Source organism: Achromobacter xylosoxidans, from assembly GCF_002192695.1.
GTDB lineage: Bacteria > Pseudomonadota > Gammaproteobacteria > Burkholderiales > Burkholderiaceae_B > Achromobacter > Achromobacter xylosoxidans_C.
Window position 1 is genome coordinate 66789 of record NZ_MTLG01000076.1, and the last position, 21530, is coordinate 88318.

The following is a 21530-nucleotide window of genomic DNA, read 5'->3' on the forward strand; positions in this document are numbered from 1 at the left end:
GGATTCAAGGTGTTTGCTTCAAGGTATTCGGGGCGGCCGCCACGTCGCAGCGCACGCCGGCGTCCAGCAGGACTTGCGCCAGCGGCTCTTGCGGATGCGCGTCGGTGAAGAAGCGGTCGATTTGCGAGATGTGCGCCAGTTCCACCATGGCCTGGCGCTTGAATTTGCTGCTGTCGGCGGCAAGCCAGACTTCGCGCGACTGTTCGATGATGGTCCGCGCCACGCGCACTTCGCGGAAGTCGTAATCGCGCAGCGTGCCGTCGGCCTCGATGCCGGAGATGCCAATCAGGCCGATGTCGACCTTGAACTGGCGGATGAAGTCCATGGTAGCTTCGCCGACGATGCCGCGGTCGCGCGAACGCACCACGCCGCCGGCCACGATGACCTCGCAGTCCGGGTTGTCCGACAGGATGTCGGCGACGTGCAGATTGTTGGTGATGACGCGCAGGCCGCGGTGGCGCAGCAGGGCGCGCGCAATGGCTTCGGTGGTGGTGCCGATGTTCAGGATCAGCGAACAGCCGTCGGGGACGGCGCGCGCCACGGCTTCGGCGATGCGCTGTTTGCCGGCGGCGTGCAGGCCCTGGCGCTTGCGGTAGGCGATGTTCTCGATGGTGGACGCTTCGATGCGCACGCCGCCATGGAAGCGCGACAGCAAGCCGGCTTCGGACAGGATATTGACGTCGCGCCGCACGGTCTGCAGCGTGACGTCAAAGCGTTTGGCGAGTTCCTCGATCGAGGCCGAGCCTTGGGCCCGCACCATTTCGATCAGCGCGCTCTGTCTGGGGTTCAGTGTCATGTTCGTATAGTAAAACAACAAAAGCGAAAAATAATGACGCGCTGCAAGATTGTTTTTTGTTCGCTTCTTGAGTAAAACGCACAATAAACGAAAGCTATCTGAAAGAGTATGCTCATCCTGTTGTTCGCTTGAATGCAGGCCGAGCCGCTGTACCGAATACCGAAGTCCGCCGTGAAAAAACAGGGACGTATAAGTAGGTAGAGGAGACCAGATGCAGCTGAACTTGGACAGGGTAGGTTTGCGGGCCGGCTCGCAGACGCACCTGTATCCCATGAGCCTGGCCCCGGTCGAGGGCGCCATGACGGTATTGCTGGGGGCCACCCTGGCGGGCAAGACCTCGCTGATGCGCATCATGGCCGGGCTGGACCGGCCCACCGAAGGCCGCGTGCTGGTCGACGGCGCCGACGTCACGGGCGTGCCGGTGCGCCAGCGCAACGTCGCCATGGTCTACCAGCAGTTCATCAATTACCCGTCCATGTCGGTCTACGACAACATCGCCTCGCCGCTCAAGCTGCGCGGGGCGGCGGACATCGGCGAAAAAGTCCGCGCCATGGCGGCGCGGCTGCACATCGACCATCTGCTGGAGCGTTACCCCTCGGAGCTGTCCGGCGGACAGCAGCAGCGGGTGGCGCTGGCCCGCGCCCTGGCCAAGGACGCGCCGCTCATCCTGCTGGACGAACCCCTGGTCAACCTGGACTACAAGCTGCGCGAGGAACTGCGCGACGAACTTTCCGAATTGTTCGCCGAAGGGCGCTCCACGGTCGTTTACGCCACGACTGAGCCGGGCGAGGCCTTGTTGCTGGGCGGCCACACCGCGGTGCTGGACGCGGGCGAACTGCTGCAATACGGGCCGACCGCCGAGGTCTTTCACCGGCCCAATTCCATACGCGTGGCGCGCGCCTTCAGCGATCCGCCCATGAACCTGTTTGCCGCGCGCCGCACGGCGTCCGGCTTCGTGCTGCAGGGGGATCTGGCGGTGGAGCGGGCGCTGCCGCAAGGCGCCGATACCGACATTACCGCCGGCCTGCGCGCCGGCGCCCTGGACGTGGAGCCGAGGCCGGGCCATGTGGTCCTGCCTGGGGTGGTGAAGCTGGCCGAGATCTCCGGGTCCGACACCTTCGTGCACGCGCAGACGGCGGCGGGCGACGTGGTGGCGCAATTGCCCGGGGTCCACCGCTATACGCTGGACCACCGCCTGCAGTTCTATTTCGACCCGGCGCAGACCTATGCCTTCGGCGCGGGCGGCGCGTTGCTGGCGGCGCCGCGGCAGCCGGCGGGCGCGGGGGAGACGGCCTGATGGCGCAGATCGAGCTGGACCTGTCCCATTCCTACGTGGCGGACCCCAAGACCGACGAGGACTACGCGCTGCTGCCGCTTTCCTTCACCTTCAAGAATGGCGGAGCCTACGCCTTGCTGGGGCCGTCGGGCTGCGGCAAGACCACGCTGCTCAATTGCGTGTCGGGCCTGCTGCGGCCGTCGCACGGGCGCATCCTGTTCGACGGCCAGGACGTCACGGACAAGACCCCGCAGGCGCGCAACATCGCCCAGGTGTTCCAGTTCCCGGTGGTCTACGACACCATGACCGTGGCCGAGAACCTGGCGTTTCCGCTGCGCAACCGCGGCATGGCGCCTAAGCTCATCGGCGAACGCGTCGGGCGCATCGCCGAGATGCTGGAGATGTCGCAGGTGCTGGACCGGCGCGCCAGCGGCCTGACCGCCGACGCCAAGCAGAAAATCTCGCTGGGGCGCGGACTGGTGCGCAGCGACGTATCGGCCATTCTGTTCGACGAGCCGCTGACCGTGATCGACCCGCAGCTCAAATGGGAACTGCGCCGCAAGCTCAAGGAAATCCACCACGAGTTCAAGCTGACGCTGATCTACGTGACGCACGACCAGACCGAGGCGCTGACCTTTGCCGACGAGGTCATGGTGATGGCGCGCGGCAGGGCGGTGCAGGTGGGCAGCGCGGATGACCTGTTCCAGCGGCCGGCGCATACCTTCGTGGGCCATTTCATCGGCTCGCCGGGCATGAACTTCCTGCCGGCGCAGTGGCGCGACGGCGGGCTAGAAGTGGGCAAGAGCCGCGTCGCCGGGGTGCCGGCGGAGATGGCGGCAAAGCTGGACGGCGCGGGTCCCGTGAAGCTGGGTGTGCGTCCGGAGTACTTGCGCATCACCGAGCCGGGCGCGCCCGGCGCCCTGGCCATGCGCGTGGAGCGGGTGCAGGACGTGGGCACCTACACGCTGCTGGTGGCGGACTTCGAGGGCACGCCGGTGCGGGCCCGGCTGGGCAGCAACATCGTCCCGGCCGCGGCCGGCGGCACGGTCTGGCTGTCGGTGCTGAATCCGCACACCTGCTTTTACCGCGACGAGGAGCTGATCCGATGAAACCCATAGATCACCGGGCCTGGTTCCTGGTCCTGCCCGTGGTGCTGTGCGTGGCGTTTTCGGCCATCCTGCCGCTGATGACCATCGTCAATTACTCGGTGCAGGACATCATCTCGCCCGAACGCCGCGTCTTCGTCGGCACCGAGTGGTACGCCGCCGTGCTGCAGGATGAAGAACTGCACGGCGCGCTGTTCCGCCAGATCGGCTTTTCGCTGGCGGTGCTGGCCATCGAGATCCCGCTGGGCATCCTGCTGGCCTTGTCCATGCCGGCCAGCGGCTGGCGCGCGTCCGCCGTGCTGGTGATCATCGCGCTGTCGCTGCTGATTCCCTGGAACGTGGTCGGCACCATCTGGCAGGTGTTTGGACGCACCGACATCGGCCTGCTGGGCGCCACGCTGTCCTGGCTGGGGGTGGACTACAACTACACCGGCAACGACGTCGACGCCTGGGTCACGGTGCTGGTCATGGACGTGTGGCACTGGACGCCGCTGGTGGCGCTGCTGTGCTACGCGGGCCTGCGCGCCATCCCCGACGCCTACTACCAGGCCGCCCGCATCGACGGCGCGTCGCGCCTGGCGGTGTTCCGCTACATCCAGCTGCCCAAGATGCGCGGCGTGTTGATGATCGCGGTGCTGCTGCGCTTCATGGACAGCTTCATGATCTACACCGAGCCCTTCGTGCTGACGGGCGGCGGGCCGGGCAACGCCACCACCTTCCTGTCGCAATACCTGACGCAGAAGGCGGTGGGCCAGTTCGACCTGGGGCCAGCGGCCGCGTTCTCCATCATCTATTTCCTCATCATCCTGCTCTTGTGCTTCATCCTCTACAACTGGATGCAACGCGCCGGCACCACCGGCGGTTTCGACGAGGAGCGTGCAAATGCGTGAGAAAAGTTCCCGCTGGCGCGGCGTCTTCCTGACCCTGTACCTGATCTTCGCCATCCTGCCGCTGTACTGGATGCTGAATATGTCGTTCAAGACGAACACGGAGATCGTCAGCACCCTGACGCTGTGGCCGCGCGACTTCACCTTCGAGCACTACCGCACCATCTTCACCGACCCGGCCTGGTACTCGGGCTACATCAATTCGCTGATCTACGTGGTCATCAACACGGTGATCTCGCTGGCCGTGGCGCTGCCCGCGGCCTACGCCTTCTCGCGCTACCGCTTCATCGGCGACAAGCACGTTTTCTTCTGGCTGCTGACCAACCGCATGACGCCGCCCGCGGTGTTCCTGCTGCCGTTCTTCCAGCTCTACAGCTCCTTCGGCCTGATGGACACGCACCTGGCCGTGGCGCTTGCGCACCTGGTGTTCAACGTGCCGCTGGCGGTCTGGATCCTGGAGGGCTTCATGTCCGGCGTGCCGCGCGAGATCGACGAGACCGCCTATGTCGACGGCTATTCCTTCCCGCGCTTTTTCCTGACCATCTTCCTGCCGCTGATCAAGTCGGGCGTGGGCGTGGCGGCATTTTTCTGCTTCATGTTCAGCTGGGTGGAGCTGCTGCTGGCGCGCACGCTGACCTCGGTCAACGCCAAGCCCATCGTCGCCACCATGACCCGCACCGTGTCGGCCTCGGGCATGGACTGGGGCGTGCTGGCCGCGGCGGGCGTGCTGACCATCGTGCCCGGCGGCATCGTCATCTGGTTCGTGCGGCACTACATCGCGAAGGGCTTCGCGATGGGCCGGGTGTAGCGGCAAGGGATAGCAGGAGCGCACTCATGTTCAGCTGGATGGTATGGACCACTCCCGTCGCCGTATTCTTTTCCTGCATCGTGCTGATGCTGGTCGGCATGACGGTATGGGAACTGAAATCGCCCACGGCCGAGCGCAAGGGCTTCCTGCCCCTGCGCACCACCCGTGGCGACCGCCTCTTCATCGGCCTGATGGCCGCGGCCTGGCTCAACCTGGCATTCCTGGGATTCGGCCAGAAGGCGGCGGAATGGTTTTCATTGGACGAGCCGCCATCAGTGTGGATCAGCTTCATCGCGTCCATGCTGCTGCTGGCATTCGTCATGCGGAAAGGTTGAAGAGGGGCGCCAGACCCCTCGCGTATTCAAGCGCTTGGTAAGGACTATCGGCCAGCCTCTTCCCCGGCCAGCGGTCCGCAGCAAACGATGGGGAAGAGTTATCGAGGAGACAGGTCATGAAATTGCGCATGCACGCCATGGCGGCCGCCATCGCCCTGATCGGGACTTCGGCGGCCTGGGCTGGCGAACCGGAAGCGAAGAAGTGGGTCGATTCGGAGTTCCAGCCTTCATCGCTGTCCAAGGACCAGCAGATGGCCGAGATGAAATGGTTCATCGACGCCGCCGCGAAACTCAAAGCCAAAGGGGTGAACGAAATCAGCGTGGTGTCCGAAACCATCACCACGCACGAGTACGAGTCCAAGACCTTGGCCAAGGCGTTTTCCGAGATCACCGGCATCAAGGTCAACCACGACCTGATCCAGGAAGGCGACGTGGTCGAGAAGCTGCAGACCTCGATGCAGTCCGGCAAATCCATCTACGACGGCTGGATTTCGGATTCCGACCTGATCGGCACGCACTACCGCTACGGCGCCATCCTGCCGCTGTCGGACTACATGGCGGGCGCGGGCAAGGAATGGACCAACCCCAATCTGGACCTCAAGGACTTCATCGGCACCAAGTTCACCACCGCGCCCGACGGCAAGCTCTACCAGCTGCCCGACCAGCAGTTCGCCAACGTCTACTGGTTCCGGGCCGACTGGTTCGCGCGCCAGGATCTGAAGGACAAGTTCAAGGCCAAGTACGGCTACGAGCTGGGCGTGCCCACCAACTGGTCTGCCTACGAGGACATCGCCGACTTCTTCTCCAACGACGTCAAGGAACTGGACGGCAAGAAGGTCTACGGCCACATGGACTACGGCAAGAAGGACCCGTCGCTGGGCTGGCGCTTCACCGACGCGTGGCTGTCGATGGCCGGCGCGGCCGACAAGGGCCTGCCCAACGGCATGCCGGTGGACGAGTGGGGCATCCGCGTGGCGGACGACAAGTGCACGCCGGTCGGCGCATCCGTTGCGCGCGGCGGCGCCACCAACAGCCCGGCCGCCGTCTATGCCCTGACCAAGTACGTGGACTGGATGAAGAAGTACGCGCCCCAGCAGGCCATGGGCATGACCTTCTCGGAATCCGGCCCGGTGCCCGCGCAGGGCCAGATCGCCCAGCAGATCTTCTGGTACACGGCCTTCACCGCCGACATGACCAAGAAGGGCCTGCCGGTGGTCAACGACGACGGCACGCCGAAGTGGCGCATGGCCCCGTCGCCGTATGGCCCGTACTGGAAGGACGGCATGCAGAACGGCTACCAGGACGTGGGTTCATGGACCTTCTTCAAGTCCACCAATCCGGACAAGATGGCCGCGGCCTGGCTGTACGCGCAGTTCGTCACGTCCAAGTCGGTGTCGCTGAAGAAGTCCATCACCGGCCTGACCTTCATCCGCGACAGCGACATCAACAGCGAGTTCTTCACCAAGAACGCGGCCAACTATGGCGGCCTGATCGAGTTCTATCGCAGCCCGGCGCGCGTGGCGTGGACGCCCACCGGCAACAACGTGCCTGACTATCCCAAGCTGGCGCAGCTGTGGTGGAAGAACGTCGCCACCGCGGTCACGGGCGAAAAGACCCCGCAGGCCGCCATGGACAACCTGGCCAATGAAATGGACCAGGTCATGGCGCGGCTGGAGCGGGCCGGCATGGCGCAGTGCGCGCCCAAGCTCAATCCCAAGAGCGACCCCAGCAAGTGGCTGTCGGACCAGCACGCGCCGTGGAAGAAACTGGCCAACGAGAAGCCCAAGGGCGAGACGATCGCCTATGAGAAGCTGCTGGACGCCTGGAAGCAGGGCAAGGTGAGGTAAGCCGGCCGAACGCCGCGGACGGCCTGGACCCGGCATCGCGCCGGGTCTTTTTTTGCCCGTCAGTGTATGACGCGCGCCGCCTTGCGCGCGCGCTTGACTTCATACATGCGGGCGTCGGCCAGGCGCACGGCGGCTTCGGCGTCCAGGCCGCGCGGGTCCAGCGCCACCACGCCGACGCTGGCGCCTTCGTACGGGACGGTTTCGTCGCCGAGCTGGTAGCGGCCCACGGTGGCGGCGGTGGCGCGCTCTTCCAGGGAGCGCGCCGCTTCCTCGGCATCGCCGCGCGGCGCGTGCACGCCATGAGGCCCGCCGTCAGAGGCCAGGGCCGGACCCGGCCCGATCAACACGAATTCATCGCCGCCGATGCGCCCCAGCATGTCCGAGCCGCGCAGAGCCGCGGAGATACGGCGCGACACTTCCTGCAGGAACGCGTCGCCTTGCTGGTGGCCGTAGACGTCGTTGATGCTCTTGAATCCGTCCAGGTCGATCACCCCGACCAGCACGCTGCCGCCTTCGCGCAGCGCGCGCGCCTGCAGGCGGTCCAGCGCTTCATAGAGCGCGCGGCGGTTGGGCAGGCCGGTCAGCGTATCGGTCAGCGCGTAGGACATGAGCTGGACGTTGGCGGCGTGCAGCTGCTCCATCAGCATTTCGCGTTCCAGGAAGCGGGCGATCACGCTGGAGAACAGCTTCAGCACCGATTCCGCCTGCGGCTCGATCCGGTGGCGCGTGGCGCTGGCGGCGCACAGGGTGCCGAACAGCCCGCCGTCGTCGGTGCGCACGGGGGCGCTCAGATAGGTCTGTATGCCCAGCTGCCGGGCCGCGTCGGAGTCCGGCCAGCAGCTGGAGACGTCGCTGGTGCACATGCGGCCTTCGTCCAGCGCGCGTTTGCACAGGGTGTCCTCCCAAGGCACCGACAGGCCTTCGGGGATTTGCAGTTTGCCGGCGTTGCGCGCATAGCGGACGTGCTGGAGATCGGCCTTCAGGTCGATGGATGTGAGATAGGTGGACTCCAGGCCGGTCACCGCGCCCAGCATGTCCAGCAGCGGGCGCGTCAGCTGTTCGACCGACTTGGCCTCGGGCAGGGTGGTCGACAGTTCTGCAAGTATCGGATCCAGCACGGCGTCTCCAGGAAGCATGGGCATATGGGTGGACATATGGACCTGCGGCCCGTCGCTCCGTGAGGAGCGCGGGCCGGCATAGCCGTCATTATGCACGCTGCGCGGCGGCTTGCATGGAACCTGCGCGCAGGGCTACCCTGGACGTTCTACACGCGGCGGCCGGGCTCGATGCGTAGCGGCCGCCAGGGAGGCAGGCATGCAGCATGCGAGCGAACTGCGCGGCCGGGTGGCCGTGGTGACAGGCGCATCCTCCGGCATAGGCCGGGCCACGGCAATCGGGTTGGCGGCGGCCGGTGCGCGGGTCGTGGTGAATCATCGCGCGGGCGGGGATTCGCAGGCGCGGGCCGCGGCGGTGGCCGAAGCGATCCAGCGCCAGGGCGGTTCGGCGGTCACCGCAGCCGCCGACATCAGCAAAGAGGCCGAGGTCGAGCACCTGTTTGCGCAGGCGCTGCAGCACTACGGGCGGCTGGACATCCTGGTCAACAACGCAGGCGTGGAGCACTCCGCGCCGATCGCGGACATGACGCTGGCCGACTGGCAGCGCGTCATCGACGTCAACCTGACGGGGCACTTCCTGTGCGCGCGCGCCGCGGCCAGGCTGTTCCCGTCGCAGCCGGAGCTGCCGGCGCGGCAGGGCCTGGCGGCGGGCAACATCCTCTTCATCAGTTCCGTGCACGAGGTCATCCCCTGGGCCTTCCAGGTGAACTACGCGGCGTCCAAGGGCGGCGTGTCGATGTTGATGAAATCCCTGGCCCAGGAACTGGCGCCGGCCCGGATACGGGTCAATTCGATTGCGCCGGGCGCCATACGCACGGCCATCAACCAGCCGGCCTGGGACACGCCGGAAAGCCTGGCCCGGCTGTTGCAGCTGATTCCCTATGGCCGCATCGGCGAGCCCGAAGACGTGGCGCGGGCGGCGGTGTGGCTGGCCAGCGATGCGTCCGACTACGTCACCGGCACGACCCTGTTCGTCGACGGCGGCATGACGCTGTATCCCGAATTCCGGGGCGCGGGCTAGGCCATGTCCAAGCCCCTGGAAGACTACGGATTGATCGGCAACATGCTGTCGGCCGCCCTGGTGGCGCGCGACGGCTCCATCGACTGGCTGTGCCTGCCGCACTTCGATTCGCCCGCGTGCTTCGCGGCGCTGCTGGGTGACGAGCGGCACGGACACTGGCGCATCGCGCCGCACGCGCGCAACTGCACCGTATCGCGCCGCTACGTGCCCGATACCGCGGTGCTGGAAACGCGCTACGAGACCAGCTCCGGCACGGCACTGCTGTACGATTTCATGCCCTTGAGCGACGACGATGAGCGCGCCGACGTGGTGCGCATCGTGCGCGGCGAATCCGGCCACGTGCAGATGGACATGGAAATGGTGCTGCGCTTCAACTATGGGCAGGCCGTGCCCTGGGTGCGCCGGCGCGACTACGGCCTGAGCGCCATCGCAGGTCCCGATGCGGTCGAGCTGCACACCCCGGTGGACCTGGCCGGACACGAACTCACGACCACGGCGCGCTTCACGGTGCATCCGGGCCGCGTGGTGCCGTTCACGCTGTCCTATCACCGTTCGCACCGCACGCCGCATTTCGTGCCGGACCGCGTGGAAAGCATGGACCGCACCATCTCCTGGTGGCAGGAATGGGCCAAGCGCTGCCGCTGGGAGGGCAGCGGGGAAGGGCGGGACGCCGTGGTGCGCTCGCTGATCACCTTGAAGCTGCTGACCTTCCAGCCCACCGGCGGCATCATCGCCGCGCCCACTACCTCGCTGCCGGAAGCACTGGGCGGCAGCCGCAACTGGGATTACCGGCATTGTTGGCTGCGCGATTCGGCCCTGACCCTGTACGCCTTGCTCAATGCCGGCTACCGGGAAGAGGCCGAGGCCTGGCGCCAATGGCTGCTACGCGCAGTGGCCGGGCATCCCGACCAGTTGCAGATCATGTACGGCATCGCCGGCGAACGCTGGCTGCCCGAACTGGAAATCCCCTGGCTGCCGGGGTACGAGGGGAGCCTGCCCGTGCGCCGCGGCAACGGCGCCGCTGGCCAGAGCCAGCTGGATGTCTACGGCGAGCTCATCGAAACCCTGTATGCCGCGCGGGCCGCGGACCTGGCGCCCCTGGCCGAGGCCTGGCGCCTGCAGAAGGTGCTGCTGGAGCCGCTGCGCGACCGCTGGCAGGACCTGGACCACGGCATCTGGGAAGTGCGCGGCGAGCGCCGCGCCTTCACGCATTCGCGGCTGATGTGCTGGGTTGCCTTCGACCGCGCGGTGCAGTCCTGCGAACGCTTCGGGCTGCGCGGGCCGCGCGATGAATGGCAGCGCCTGGCCGACAGCATCCGCGCGGACATCTGCAAGCACGGCTACAACCAGGCGCGCGGCAGCTTCGTGCAGAGCTACGGATCCGAGGAACTGGATGCCAGCCTGCTGCTCATCCCCCAGGTGGGATTCCTGCCCGCGGACGATCCGCGCGTGACGGGTACGGTGCGCGCCATCGAGCGCGAGCTGCTGCGCGACGGCCTGCTGCTGCGCTACTCCACCCAGCATGCGGGCGACGGGCTGCCGGGCGAGGAAGGCGTGTTCCTGGCCTGCAGTTTCTGGCTGGCCGACGCTTACGTCATGCAGGGTCGCATCGCCGACGCCGAGCGCCTGTTCGAGCGTCTGCTGGCGCTGCGCAATGACCTGGGACTGCTGGCGGAAGAATACGACGTCGGCCGGCGCCGCCTGGTGGGCAATTTTCCGCAAGGGTTTTCGCACATCGGGCTGGTCAATACCGCCTACAACCTGAGCCGCGCGAGCGGTCCGGCGCGCCAACGCGCCGAGCAGGACGCGCCGCGCGAATAGGCGCGCGCAGCGGCGTCCAGCGCGCGCCGACCCGGTGTATTCTGGCGATCTGACGGCCGCCCCAGGCGGGCCGTACTGCAGAACAGAGCAAGCCGCGCGTCGGCAGCCACCGCATCCAGGAGACACAACGATGTTATTGACCGAAGAACAGCTCAGCGTCCAGGAAATGGCGCGCCGCTTCGCGCAGGAGCGCCTGGCGCCCAATTCAGAGGCCTGGGACCGCGACCATCACTATCCGGCCGACGCCATTGCCGAAATGGCGCAGCTCGGCTTTTTCGGCATGCTGGTGCCCGAAGCCTGGGACGGCAACGACAGCGGCTATGTCTCGTATGCGGTCGCGCTGGAGGAAATCGCGGCCGGCAACGGCGCCTGCTCCACCATCATGAGCGTGCACAACTCGGTCGCCTGCATGCCCATCCTGAAGTTCGGCACCGACGCCCAGAAAGAGCAGTTCCTGCGGCCGCTGGCGACCGGCGAGCATATCGGCGGATTTGCGCTGACCGAGCCGCAGGCCGGGTCGGACGCCAGCAGCCTGCACACCCGCGCCCGCCGCGACGGCGACGACTACATCCTGAACGGCGCCAAGCAGTTCATCACGTCGGGGCGCAGCGGCCAGGTCGTGATCGTGTTCGCCGTGACCGACCCCGAGGCCGGCAAGCGCGGCATCTCGGCGTTCATCGTGCCCACCGATACGCCGGGCTACAAGGTGCTGCGGGTCGAGGACAAGCTGGGCCAGCACGCCTCGGACACCTGCCAGATCGCGTTCGAGGACATGCGCATCCCGGCCGCCTACCGGCTGGGCGCGGAGGGCGAGGGCTACAAGATCGCCCTGTCCAACCTGGAGGGCGGGCGCATCGGCATCGCTTCCCAGTCCGTGGGCATGGCGCGCGCGGCCTACGAGTGCGCGCGCGACTATGCGCGCGACCGCCAGGCCTTCGGCAAGCCCATCATGGAGCATCAGGCGGTCGCGTTCCGCTTGGCCGACATGGCCACGCAGATCCATGCGGCGCGCCAGATGGTGCTGCACGCCGCGGCGCTGCGCGAAGCCGGCAGGCCCGCGCTGACCGAGGCGTCCATGGCCAAGCTGTTTGCCTCCGAGATGGCCGAGAAGGTTTGCTCGGCCGCCATCCAGACCCTGGGCGGCTACGGCTATCTGAAGGACTTTCCGGTGGAACGCATCTACCGCGACGTGCGCGTCTGCCAGATCTATGAAGGCACCAGCGACATCCAGCGCCTGGTGATCGCCCGGGCCCTGTAAACCAAAGGCTAGGCCGGCTGGCGCCGGCCGCGCCGCGCCCACAGCGCGTAGACGATGATGTTGCCCACGATCAGCAAGGCCGCCAGCACGATCTGCGTGCCGCGGGTGATGCCTTCGGGGTAGATCAGCGCCAGCACATAGTGTTCGATGAAGCCGCCGCCATAGCCCTGCTGGCCGGCCTGCTGGCGCAGCGAAATCTCCAGCGGCGTCAACGGGCAGATCCAGCCCATTCCTATGACCAGCGCGCCCCAGGCCAGCGCCGGCAGGTGCAGGTAGGCGATCCAGCGCTTCCACAGCGCCAGCAGCCCGCCGAACACCACGAAGGCGACGAAGAGGCCATGCACGATGAGCACCAGGTCGGCGAGCAGGCGGTAGCTCATGGCCGTGTCCGCCTCAGGGTTTGAGGTCCCGCAGCAGCTTGGCCAGTTCGGGCGCCGTCATCAGCGACACGCCTTGCGACCTGGCGTACTGCAGCGCGTTGTCGGAGACCTCGCCCAAGGCGATATAGATGGCCTCGCGGGCGCCGCGCTTTTCGCGCGCCGCCTGCAGTTCGCGCAGCGGTTCGACGCCGACGCGGGCGGCCTTCCAGCGCTTGGCGCTGACCAGGGCGACGTGGCCGTCCTTGGTCAGCGCGAAATCGGCGCCGGGCAATTGCAGGCGTTCGACTTCGCAGCCGTCGCGGCGAAACCCGGCCTCGACGGTCTTGGAGAAGTCGGCCCAGGACATGCCGGCGGCGGCTTCGGCCACGGCCTGCACCCGCGCGCCCGAGGGCGAGCGCAATTGCTTGTAGGCCGCCATGATGGCGATGACCGCGAACGGCACCGCGGCGAACACGCCCATCGCGGCGTACTCCAGGGGCAGCGCGGCAAAGCCCGCGGCCGACAGCAGCACGGCCACGCCGGCGCTCATCCACCAGGGCGAGCGCAGCAGCACGGCGAAGATGGAGTTCTGGGACATCTTGAATTTCATGGCGGCTCGCGGTCAGGCTGGATTTGAGGGCTTCAGGCGTCCTGGCCGCCCGCGTCGGGGCCGCGCACGACGATGCGCACGTCGCCGCAGGTCACGATCTGGCCGGCGCGGATCTTGGCCGTCTTGCGGCTTTCGACCACGCCGCCCACGCTGACGTGGCCTTCGGCCACGAGCATCTTGCCCGCGCCGCCGCTGTCGCACACGCCGGTGGCCTTGAGCAGCTGGTTCACTTCAATATAGGGGCTGCCTTCGGCCAGCGTGAATTCGATGATGGGCATAGCGTGAGTTTCGTAGAGGTGAGGGCGGGGGGCTCAGGCCTGGCCGCCGCCGTTGGCGCCGTCCTGCGCGGCGGCGGGCGGCTCCTGCGCGGCGGGACGGTTGTTGTTGGTTTCGGCGCGCGCCATCCAGGCGATCAGGGACGAGCGCATGGCTTCCTCGACCGACATCTGGATGGGCTGGACCCATTCCTGCGGCACGAACACGGTGTAGCCGCCGATCATGTAGCCCATGGGCAGATAGACGGCCACGCGCTCGCCCTGGCTGAAGCCTTCGGGCAGGCCTTCCATGTTGCGGCGCGTGACCAGGCCGACCAGTTCCAGCTGCTGGCCCGGTATGCGCAGGACCACGACCTGCTGGGCGGTGTTCTTGGAGCTGGGCGAAAAATAGTCCGCGAAGCTTTTCAGCGACGAGTAGATGCTCTTGACCACCGGCAGGTTGGTGAAGGGCATTTCCAGCAGCACCAGCACGCGCTGCACGCGTTCCTTGGACACCAGGTAGCCGATGGCCAGGATGCCCAGGATCCCAAGCGCCAGGCCCATGCCAGGCACGTAGAAGCCGCCGATGAAGGGGCGCAGGAAGGTCAGCGCGACGGCTTCGGTCCAGGCCAGGAAGATGTACAGCAGGTAGATTGTCAGGGCCAGCGGCAGGACCGTGATCAGGCCACGGAAGAAGTATTTATAGAGACGGCTCATAGACATAGGCAAATAAATTAGGGTCGGATTACGCGGCATAGGCACGCGCCGAAGGGCCGCCAGCATAGCAGCCGGCGCGGGCCCGACCGGTAACAATCGGCGTGCAAGCCGCCAAGGCGGGGCGCGCCTAGCGGTCCACGGGCAGGTACAAGGTCTCCTTGATCTCCTCCATGACCACGTAGCTGCGCGATTCGGCGGACGCGGGCAGGCGCTTGAGGATTTCGCCCAGGAGACGGCGGTATTCGTTCATTTCAGTCAGGCGGGCCTTGACCAGATAGTCGAAGTCGCCGGACACCAGATGGCATTCCATGACTTCGGGCACGTACAGCAGCTCTTTCTTGACCTTGTCGAACACGTCGCCGGATTTGGCCGACAGCTTGATCTCCAGGAAGACGAGCAGGTTCTTGCCCAGCGCCGCCGGATTGACGCGCGCATGGTAACCCGTGATGACGCCTTCGCGCTCCATGCGCTTGACGCGGTCGGAGCAGGGGGTGGCGGACAGGCTGATCCGGTCGGCCAGTTCAGTCACGGAAATGCGGCCTTCCCGCTGCAGGATATCCAGGATTTTCAGGTCGATACGGTCTAGCTCGCGCATTTCACTTTTGGCGATCGAAAAACAGGAGGGGGGCGGGAAAAAGCACTGCCAAAGAAAAATCTTCAGTGCTTTTCACTGCTGAGAGGCCCATAGACTACCGAAATTCCTGAACAAATCCAATCATCGGAAAGAATCATGCACGTCATCGTCCTCGGCAGCGGCGTCATCGGCACCACCACCGCCTATTACCTGGCCCGGCTGGGCGCCAAAGTCACGGTGCTGGACCGCCAGCCCTCGGCGGCGCAGGAGACCAGCTACGCCAACGCGGGACAGGTTTCGCCGGGTTATTCCACGCCTTGGGCCGCGCCTGGGATTCCGTTGAAGGCCATCAAGTGGTTGTTCCAGAAGCACGCGCCGCTGGCCATCCGCCTGGACGGCAGCCTGTTCCAGCTGAAATGGATGGCGTCCATGCTGGCCAATTGTTCGGCCGAGCGCTACTCGGTGAACAAGGAACGCATGCTGCGCCTGTCCGAGTACAGCCGCGATTGCCTGCGCGAACTGCGCCAGTCCACCGGCATCCACTACGAAGAGCGCACCCGCGGCACGCTGCAGCTGTTCCGCACCGAGGCCCAGCTGGAAGCCGCCCGCCGCGACATCGCCGTGCTGGAAGAAGTGGGCGTGCCCTACGAACTGCTGGACCGCAGCCGCCTGGTGACGGCCGAGCCCGCGCTGGCGCGTTCGCTGCACAAGCTGTCGGGCGGCCTGCGCCTGCCCAATGACGAGACCGGCGACTGCCAGCTGTTCACGACGCGCCTGGCCGAAATGGCCAAGGGCCTGGGCGTGGAGTTCCGTTTCGGCCAGACGGTGTCGGGCCTGAACACGGCCGGCGGCCAGATCACCGGCGTGCGGGTGGGCAACGAAGTGCTGACCGCCGACCGCTACGTCGCCGCTTTCGGTAGCTACACGCGCGACTTCCTCAGCCCGCTGGGCCTGGACCTGCCGGTGTATCCGCTCAAAGGCTATTCGCTCACCATCCCCATGGCGGACGAATCCGCGGCGCCCGTCTCGACCATCCTGGACGAGACCTACAAGATCGCCGTCACGCGCTTCGACCAGCGCATCCGCGTGGGCGGCATGGCCGAGATCGCGGGCTTCGACCTGCGCCTGAAGGACGCCCGCCGCAAGACGCTGGAGCTGGTCGTCAACGACCTGTTCCCCGGCAGCGGCCACGTGGCCCAGGCCGAGTTCTGGACCGGCTTGCGTCCCATGACGCCGGACGGCACGCCCGTGGTCGGCGCCACCCGCTACGGCAACCTGTACCTGAACACTGGCCACGGCACGCTGGGCTGGACCATGGCCTGCGGCTCCGGCAAGCTGGTGGCCGACCTGGTCATGGGCCAGCGCCCGGCCATACGCACGGACGGGCTGGGCCTGTCGCGCTACGACCGCAAGGCGGCGTCCAGCCAGGCGCTGGTGCTGGACGGCAAGAGCGCCTGACCTTTGACGTTTCCTCGGCCTGAGCTTTGAGCCAGGCTTGCCGCGGCCCGCCCGGCGCAGTATGCCGGCCGGGCCGCTGTGTTCTGGGGCGCCGGGTTCACGGCTGTGGCGCCGCCAATTGCTCCAGCATGGCCAGGACCGCGGGCTGCTGTTCGTCGTGGCGCCAGATGCCGCGCAGGTCCGACGGGGTGGACGCATGCGTCAGCGGGCGGCAGGCCAGGTTGGGCAATTGCACTTTCCCCAGCGAGGCCGGGACCAGGGACACGCCGAACTCGTGCGACACCAAGGTGGCGATCGTCAGCATGTTCCGCACCTTGTGGCGGATATGCGGCGTGAAGCCGGCCTGCAGGCACAGCGCCAATATCTTGTCGTAGTAGCCCGGCGAGAAATCCCGGGGAAACAGCACGAAGTCGTCGTGTTGCAGCTGCTGCGCGTCGATCGCCTCCCGTTGAGCCAGCGGATGCGTTGCCGGCAGCAGGCAGACGAAGTCCTCGCGGTGCAGCACGCGCGACGCGACGCCGGCAGGCAGCACCCGGGGATGCACGATCCCGATGTCGATCTGGCCGCGTTGCAGCGCGTCGATCTGCTCATAGCTGCTGAGTTCGTACAGGACCACTTCGACCTCCGGGCGCGCTACGGCATAAGCCCGTACATCCGATGCCAGCCGCGTCAGGAACGACGAGCCCACGAAGCCGATATGCACGGCGCCGCTTTCCCCCTTGGCCGCGCGCCGCGCCTGTTCCTCGGCATCGCGCGCCAGCGCCAGCAGTTTCAAGGCTTCCCGATAGATCACCTTGCCGGCCTCGGTCAGCGCCACTTCGCGGGTGGTGCGCCGCAGCAGCTCCATGCCCAGCGAGGCTTCCAGCTGGCGGATGTTGAAGCTGAGGGGCGGCTGGCTGATGGACAGGCGCTTGGCGGCCCTGCCGAAATGCAGCTCCTCGGCAACGGCCACGAAGTAGCGGAGTTGACGCAGATCCATGGGGCCTCGCGGAGTGAGGGAAGGGTGTTGGACCGCGCGCGCAAGCCGCAAAAGATTGATCCAACATCGGTATGAATAGCACAAAAAAATATATTGGACGCGAAAAATCGCGCTGCCAATAATGGGTTTCACCGCGGACACACGCGGCCGTGAATCCGGGCAAAGACCCGCGATCGATCCCCCAAGGAGACTATTTTGCGCATCCCTAGCCTTATCGCGCTGGCCGCCAGCGCATTGCTGGCCGCCACCGCCGCCCAAGCCCAGGACTATCCCCGCATGCCCATCCGTCTCATCGTGCCGTACGCGGCGGGCGGAATGACCGACGTGGTGGCGCGCGTCATCGGCCAGAAGCTCGGAGAACGGCTGGGCCAGCCGGTGATCGTGGAAAACCGGGCGGGCGCCGCCACCATCATTGGCGCCGAGATGGTGGCCAATGCCAAGCCCGACGGCTACACCTTGCTGGCGGCGACCAACACCACGCTGACGATCAACCCCTGGCTGTACCCGAAGCTACCCTATGACGCGGTCAAGAGCTTTGCGCCGATTGCGCTGGTCGCGACCACGCCCAGCGTCATCGTGGTCAATCCCAAGGTCCCCGCGCAGACGCTGGAACAGTTCGTGCAGCTGGCCCAGGCCAGGCCGGGCGAGTTCAGCTACGCCTCGTACGGCGCTGGTTCGACGGCGCATCTGGCGGGTGAGATGCTGAGGTCCAGGACCAAGGTCAATCTGCTGCACGTGCCCTACAAAGGCAGCGCGCCGGCCAAGGCGGCGGTGATGGGCGGCGAAGTCTCCGTCACGTTCGAGCCCGCGTTCACGGGCTTGCCACAGATCCAGGCGGGCAAGCTGACCGCGCTGGCCGTCATGAGCGACAAGCGCTCCGCGGTGCTGCCGCAGTTGTCGACCACGGCGGAACTGGGCTATCCGGACATGAAGATGTCCGCCTGGGTCGGCATCCTGGCGCCGTCGGGCACGCCGCCCGCCATCGTCAAGTCGCTGAGCGGCGCGATCGAGCAGATCATGGCCCAGGCCGACGTGCGGGAAGCCCTGCTGCGTTCCGGGGGAGAGCCCGTGGGTTACTTCGGCGACGCCTTCAGCGCCTACATGCGCGAGGAAAGCGCGCGCTACGGGCAGGTCATCAAAGACGCCAACATCCGCATCGATTAACCGCGCCGCACCGGCATCGAGACCCGAGACACATGACCATCAAACCGCTTTCGCACATCCGCGTGCTGGACCTGACACGCGTGCTGGCAGGACCCTGGTGCACGCAGAATCTTGCCGACCTGGGCGCCGACGTGACCAAGATCGAGCGTCCCGGCGCGGGTGACGACACCCGGGGCTGGGGACCGCCCTGGATGCCCGATGCCGGGGGCCGGCCGCGCGAGGATTCCGGCTACTACGCGTCGGCCAATCGCGGCAAGAAGTCCGTGACCGTGGATATCTCCACCGCCGAAGGCCAGGACATCATTCGCCGCCTGGCCGCGGATTCCGATGTGCTGGTCGAGAACTACAAGGTCGGCACGCTGGCGCGCTATGGATTGGGATACGAAGACCTGCGCGCCGACAATCCCGCGCTGGTCTATTGCTCGATCACGGGTTTCGGGCAGACAGGGCCGTATCGCCACCGGCCGGGCTACGACTTCATTTTCCAGGGCATGGGCGGCCTCATGAGCGTCACGGGCGAGGCGGATGGACTGCCGGGGGGCGGCCCGCAGAAAGTGGGGGTGGCGGTGGCGGACATCACGACGGGCATGTACGCCAGCCTGGCGATTGCCGCGGCCCTGGCCTGGCGCGAACGCAGCGGGCAGGGCCAGCACATAGACATGGCCTTGCTGGACTGCGTGCTGGCGTTCGGCAGCAACCCCGCCGTCAATTACCTGGTGTCCGGCAAGGCGCCCAGGCGCTATGGCAACGCGCACGCCAACGCGGTGCCATACCAGGTGTTCGACACGCAGGATGGACGCCTGATCGTGGCCGTGGGCAACGACAGCCAGTTCGCGGCCTATTGCCAGGAGATCCAGCGGCCGGACCTGGCGCAGGACCCGCGCTATGCCAAGGTCAGCGGGCGTCTGACCCATCGCGACACGCTGCTGCCCCTGCTGGCTGAAATCATGAAGACGGACACCAGCGCGGCGTGGCAGCGGCGGCTGGAACTTGCGGGGGTGCCCAGCGGCCCGATCAACACGTATGCCGAGACGTTCGCCGACCCGCAGGTCGTGCACCGCGGCCTGCGCGTGGATCTGCCCTTGTCGACGGGCGGAACCTGCCCGGCCATCGCCAGCCCGATGCGGTTTTCGGCGACGCCGCTGGACCATGCCGCGGGTCCGCCCGTGCTGGGCGAGCACACCCGGGACGTGCTGACGCAGCGTCTCGGCTTGTCGGACGCCGCGCTGACGCAACTGCGCGCTGCCGGCGTCATCTGATTTCCCATTGCCGACGCCCGCATCCGCGCCGCTACTGGCGCGGCGTCGGCCCACGACCTCCAGGAGCTGTCCATGCCATTCTCAGCCAGATACGATGAATACGTCCCCCCGCGTCCCGAGCGGTCCTCCCAGAGCTCCCATTTTCTTGCGCCCGACTGCGCGGGCCTGGACTTCTACGCGCTGGATCGGGGCCTGCAGGATCTGCTGAGGCTGTACCTGCCCGCCGCCGCGCATGCGCGGTTGCTGCCGCAGTTCCAGCGCATGGGGCAATTGGCGGGGGGGCGTCTCAATACCCTGGCGACCGTGGCGGACAAGTATCCGCCCGTGCTGCATGCGCGCACGCGCTGGGGCGAGGACGAAGACTGGATCGAGTACCACCCGGCCTACCAGGAGATGGAACATATCGCGTTCGCGGATTTCCAGTTCCATGCCATGAGCCATCGCGCCGGCGTGCTGGGCTGCGACGCGCCGCTGCCGCCCGTGGCGAAGTACGCGCTGCAATACCTGTTCGTCCAGGCCGAGTTCGGCCAGATGTGCCCGATCAGCGTATCGGATACCTCGATACACCTGATCAGGAAATTCGGCAGTCCGGCGCTGCAGGAAAGACTGCTGCCGCGCATGCTGTCCAGCGACCCGGCGGTGCTCTGGAAGGGCACGCAATTCATGACGGAGAAGACCGGCGGATCCGATGTGGGAGCCCTGGAAACCGTTGCCCGCCAGACCGACGGGGTCTGGCGCCTGCATGGGGAAAAATGGTTCTGCTCGCACACCGACGCGGACGTCGCCTTGCTGTTGGCCCGCCCCGAAGGCGCGCCTGGAGGCACGCGCGGCCTGGCCCTGTTCGCGATGCCGCGCCGCCTGGAAGACGGCAGCCGCAACGCCTATCGCATCGTGCGGCTGAAGGACAAGCTGGGCACGCGTTCGATGGCCAGCGGCGAAATCCGGCTGGAGGGCGCCCAGGCATACCTGGTGGGGGAAGCGGATCAGGGGCTCAAGCACATGATGGAGCAGGTCAACCTGTCGCGGCTGTCGCACGGCGTGCGCGCGGCGGCGATGATGCGGCGCTGCCTGAACGAGGCGATGCTGGCCGCGCGCCATCGGCGTGCGTTCGGACGCGATGTCATGGCCTATCCGCTGCTGCGCCGCCAGCTGCTGAAACTGCTGACGCCGACGGAAGCGGCCTTGTCCATGGTCATGGCGGCGGCGGACATCATGCGGCGCGCCCAGGACGGCGACCCGGCCGCCGCGCAGGTCCTGCGGTTGCTGACGCCGCTGCTCAAGCTGCGCACCTGCCGGGACAACATCGCCGTGGCGACGGGCGCGATGGAGATACGCGGCGGCAACGGCTACATCGAGGACTTCGTCAATGCCCGGCTGGTCCGCGACGCGCATATCGGCGTGCTCTGGGAAGGCACCAGCAACATCAATGCGCTCGACGCGATCCAGCGGGCCGTGCGCAAGGATCGGGCGCATGAGGCGCTGGCCGCCTTGCTGGAAAGCAAGCTCGAGGAGGCGACCGCCTTGCCCGTCGCCTGGCGCTCAATATTGCGGGATTGCCTGGGCCGGGCCGTCAGCCTGGCCCAGGACGTCGGGACGGACGAACGACACGAAGCGCAGGTGCGCCGCGCGGCATCCGCGCTCTATTACGCGTCGGCGGCTGTGTTCATGGCCTGGGAAAGCTGCCGGCCCGGCGTGGATGCGCGGCGTCTGCTGCTTGCCGACGCGGTGTTGCGCCACTACCTGCTTCCCGCCGATCCGCTGCGCGGCGTCGGCGCGGACGGGGAAACGCAGGGAGACAGGCTGATGCTGCAAGATGAGCCGTTGACGTTGGCGCAGGTCGTGCCGATGCTGGCTTTGTCATCCTGAGGGGGCCGCGGCAGGGGTCT

At 66.8% G+C, this 21530-nt stretch carries 21 protein-coding genes; 13 read left to right on the plus strand and 8 right to left on the minus strand.

What is annotated here, in order from left to right; genetic code table 11:
* Positions 1-4: 4 nt before the first annotated feature.
* Positions 5-796, minus strand: a complete 792-nt coding sequence (locus tag BRO63_RS16710) for a DeoR/GlpR family DNA-binding transcription regulator (RefSeq protein WP_013394120.1) — start codon at positions 794-796, stop codon at positions 5-7.
* A 211-nt stretch (positions 797-1007) separates the two neighbouring features.
* Between BRO63_RS16710 and BRO63_RS16715 the strand changes: the two genes are divergently transcribed.
* The 6 genes from BRO63_RS16715 (at position 1008) to BRO63_RS16740 (ending at position 7055) form a co-directional block, all read left to right on the plus strand.
* Entirely contained in the window at positions 1008-2093 is a 1086-nt protein-coding gene (locus BRO63_RS16715; protein WP_088140847.1) for an ABC transporter ATP-binding protein, read from the plus strand.
* Positions 2093-3181, plus strand: a complete 1089-nt coding sequence (locus BRO63_RS16720) for an ABC transporter ATP-binding protein (RefSeq protein WP_088140848.1) — start codon at positions 2093-2095, stop codon at positions 3179-3181. The genes BRO63_RS16715 and BRO63_RS16720 overlap by 1 nt, the downstream gene beginning before the upstream one ends.
* Positions 3178-4068: a carbohydrate ABC transporter permease gene (locus BRO63_RS16725; RefSeq protein WP_088140849.1), complete on the plus strand. Its 891-nt coding sequence runs from the start codon at positions 3178-3180 to the stop codon at positions 4066-4068. Before BRO63_RS16720 ends, BRO63_RS16725 begins: the two co-directional genes overlap by 4 nt.
* Positions 4061-4873, plus strand: coding sequence for a carbohydrate ABC transporter permease (locus BRO63_RS16730; RefSeq protein WP_088140850.1), 813 nt, complete (start codon positions 4061-4063; stop codon positions 4871-4873). The genes BRO63_RS16725 and BRO63_RS16730 overlap by 8 nt, the downstream gene beginning before the upstream one ends.
* 26 nt (positions 4874-4899) lie before the next feature.
* Positions 4900-5208, plus strand: a complete 309-nt coding sequence (locus BRO63_RS16735) for a DUF2160 domain-containing protein (RefSeq protein WP_054453883.1) — start codon at positions 4900-4902, stop codon at positions 5206-5208.
* A 116-nt stretch (positions 5209-5324) separates the two neighbouring features.
* A complete protein-coding gene (locus BRO63_RS16740) occupies positions 5325-7055 on the plus strand; it encodes an ABC transporter substrate-binding protein (protein ID WP_088140851.1) in 1731 nt (576 codons plus the stop codon).
* A 59-nt stretch (positions 7056-7114) separates the two neighbouring features.
* On the opposite strand, the gene BRO63_RS16745 is transcribed toward BRO63_RS16740, so the two are convergent.
* Positions 7115-8209 carry a sensor domain-containing diguanylate cyclase gene (locus BRO63_RS16745; RefSeq protein ID WP_088140852.1) on the minus strand — a complete coding sequence of 365 codons (1095 nt, stop codon included), beginning with the start codon at positions 8207-8209 and terminating at the stop codon, positions 7115-7117.
* Between the two features lie 160 nt (positions 8210-8369).
* On the opposite strand from BRO63_RS16745, the gene BRO63_RS16750 reads away from it, so the two are divergent.
* The 3 genes from BRO63_RS16750 (at position 8370) to BRO63_RS16760 (ending at position 12270) form a co-directional block, all read left to right on the plus strand.
* A complete protein-coding gene (locus BRO63_RS16750) occupies positions 8370-9191 on the plus strand; it encodes a glucose 1-dehydrogenase (protein WP_088140853.1) in 822 nt (273 codons plus the stop codon).
* A gap of 3 nt (positions 9192-9194) precedes the next feature.
* The gene (locus tag BRO63_RS16755; protein WP_088140854.1) at positions 9195-11012 is read left to right on the plus strand and encodes a glycoside hydrolase family 15 protein; all 1818 of its coding nucleotides are present in this window, start codon (positions 9195-9197) and stop codon (positions 11010-11012) included.
* A 130-nt stretch (positions 11013-11142) separates the two neighbouring features.
* Complete coding sequence (locus BRO63_RS16760) at positions 11143-12270, plus strand: acyl-CoA dehydrogenase family protein (RefSeq protein ID WP_088140855.1); 1128 nt, start codon at positions 11143-11145, stop codon at positions 12268-12270.
* A gap of 8 nt (positions 12271-12278) precedes the next feature.
* Here the strand turns inward: BRO63_RS16760 and BRO63_RS16765 are convergent, their stop codons facing one another.
* The 5 genes from BRO63_RS16765 to BRO63_RS16785 form a co-directional block, all read right to left on the minus strand.
* Entirely contained in the window at positions 12279-12650 is a 372-nt protein-coding gene (locus BRO63_RS16765) for a DUF2784 domain-containing protein (RefSeq protein WP_088140856.1), read from the minus strand.
* Positions 12651-12663: 13 nt separating this feature from the next.
* A complete protein-coding gene (locus tag BRO63_RS16770; protein WP_088140857.1) occupies positions 12664-13239 on the minus strand; it encodes a restriction endonuclease in 576 nt (191 codons plus the stop codon).
* Positions 13240-13271: 32 nt separating this feature from the next.
* Positions 13272-13517 (minus strand): RNA-binding S4 domain-containing protein, encoded by a 246-nt coding sequence (locus BRO63_RS16775; protein WP_059380049.1) that lies wholly within the window; start codon positions 13515-13517, stop codon positions 13272-13274.
* A 33-nt stretch (positions 13518-13550) separates the two neighbouring features.
* Positions 13551-14210: a DUF502 domain-containing protein gene (locus BRO63_RS16780; protein ID WP_088140858.1), complete on the minus strand. Its 660-nt coding sequence runs from the start codon at positions 14208-14210 to the stop codon at positions 13551-13553.
* 127 nt (positions 14211-14337) lie between these two features.
* Entirely contained in the window at positions 14338-14805 is a 468-nt protein-coding gene (locus tag BRO63_RS16785) for a winged helix-turn-helix transcriptional regulator (RefSeq protein WP_013394098.1), read from the minus strand.
* Positions 14806-14940: 135 nt separating this feature from the next.
* On the opposite strand from BRO63_RS16785, the gene BRO63_RS16790 reads away from it, so the two are divergent.
* Positions 14941-16242, plus strand: a complete 1302-nt coding sequence (locus BRO63_RS16790) for a D-amino acid dehydrogenase (RefSeq protein WP_088140859.1) — start codon at positions 14941-14943, stop codon at positions 16240-16242.
* 97 nt (positions 16243-16339) lie between these two features.
* Here BRO63_RS16790 and BRO63_RS16795 read toward each other — a convergent pair whose 3' ends face one another.
* Entirely contained in the window at positions 16340-17221 is an 882-nt protein-coding gene (locus tag BRO63_RS16795) for a LysR family transcriptional regulator (protein ID WP_088140860.1), read from the minus strand.
* Between the two features lie 195 nt (positions 17222-17416).
* Here BRO63_RS16795 and BRO63_RS16800 point away from each other — a divergent pair, with 195 nt between their 5' ends.
* The 3 genes from BRO63_RS16800 to BRO63_RS16810 all read left to right on the plus strand — a co-directional run bounded on the left by BRO63_RS16800 (position 17417) and on the right by BRO63_RS16810 (position 21510).
* Positions 17417-18385: a Bug family tripartite tricarboxylate transporter substrate binding protein gene (locus tag BRO63_RS16800; protein WP_256943332.1), complete on the plus strand. Its 969-nt coding sequence runs from the start codon at positions 17417-17419 to the stop codon at positions 18383-18385.
* Positions 18386-18417: 32 nt separating this feature from the next.
* Positions 18418-19644, plus strand: a complete 1227-nt coding sequence (locus BRO63_RS16805) for a CaiB/BaiF CoA transferase family protein (protein WP_088140861.1) — start codon at positions 18418-18420, stop codon at positions 19642-19644.
* Between the two features lie 72 nt (positions 19645-19716).
* A complete protein-coding gene (locus BRO63_RS16810; RefSeq protein WP_088140862.1) occupies positions 19717-21510 on the plus strand; it encodes an acyl-CoA dehydrogenase family protein in 1794 nt (597 codons plus the stop codon).
* Positions 21511-21530: the final 20 nt, after the last annotated feature.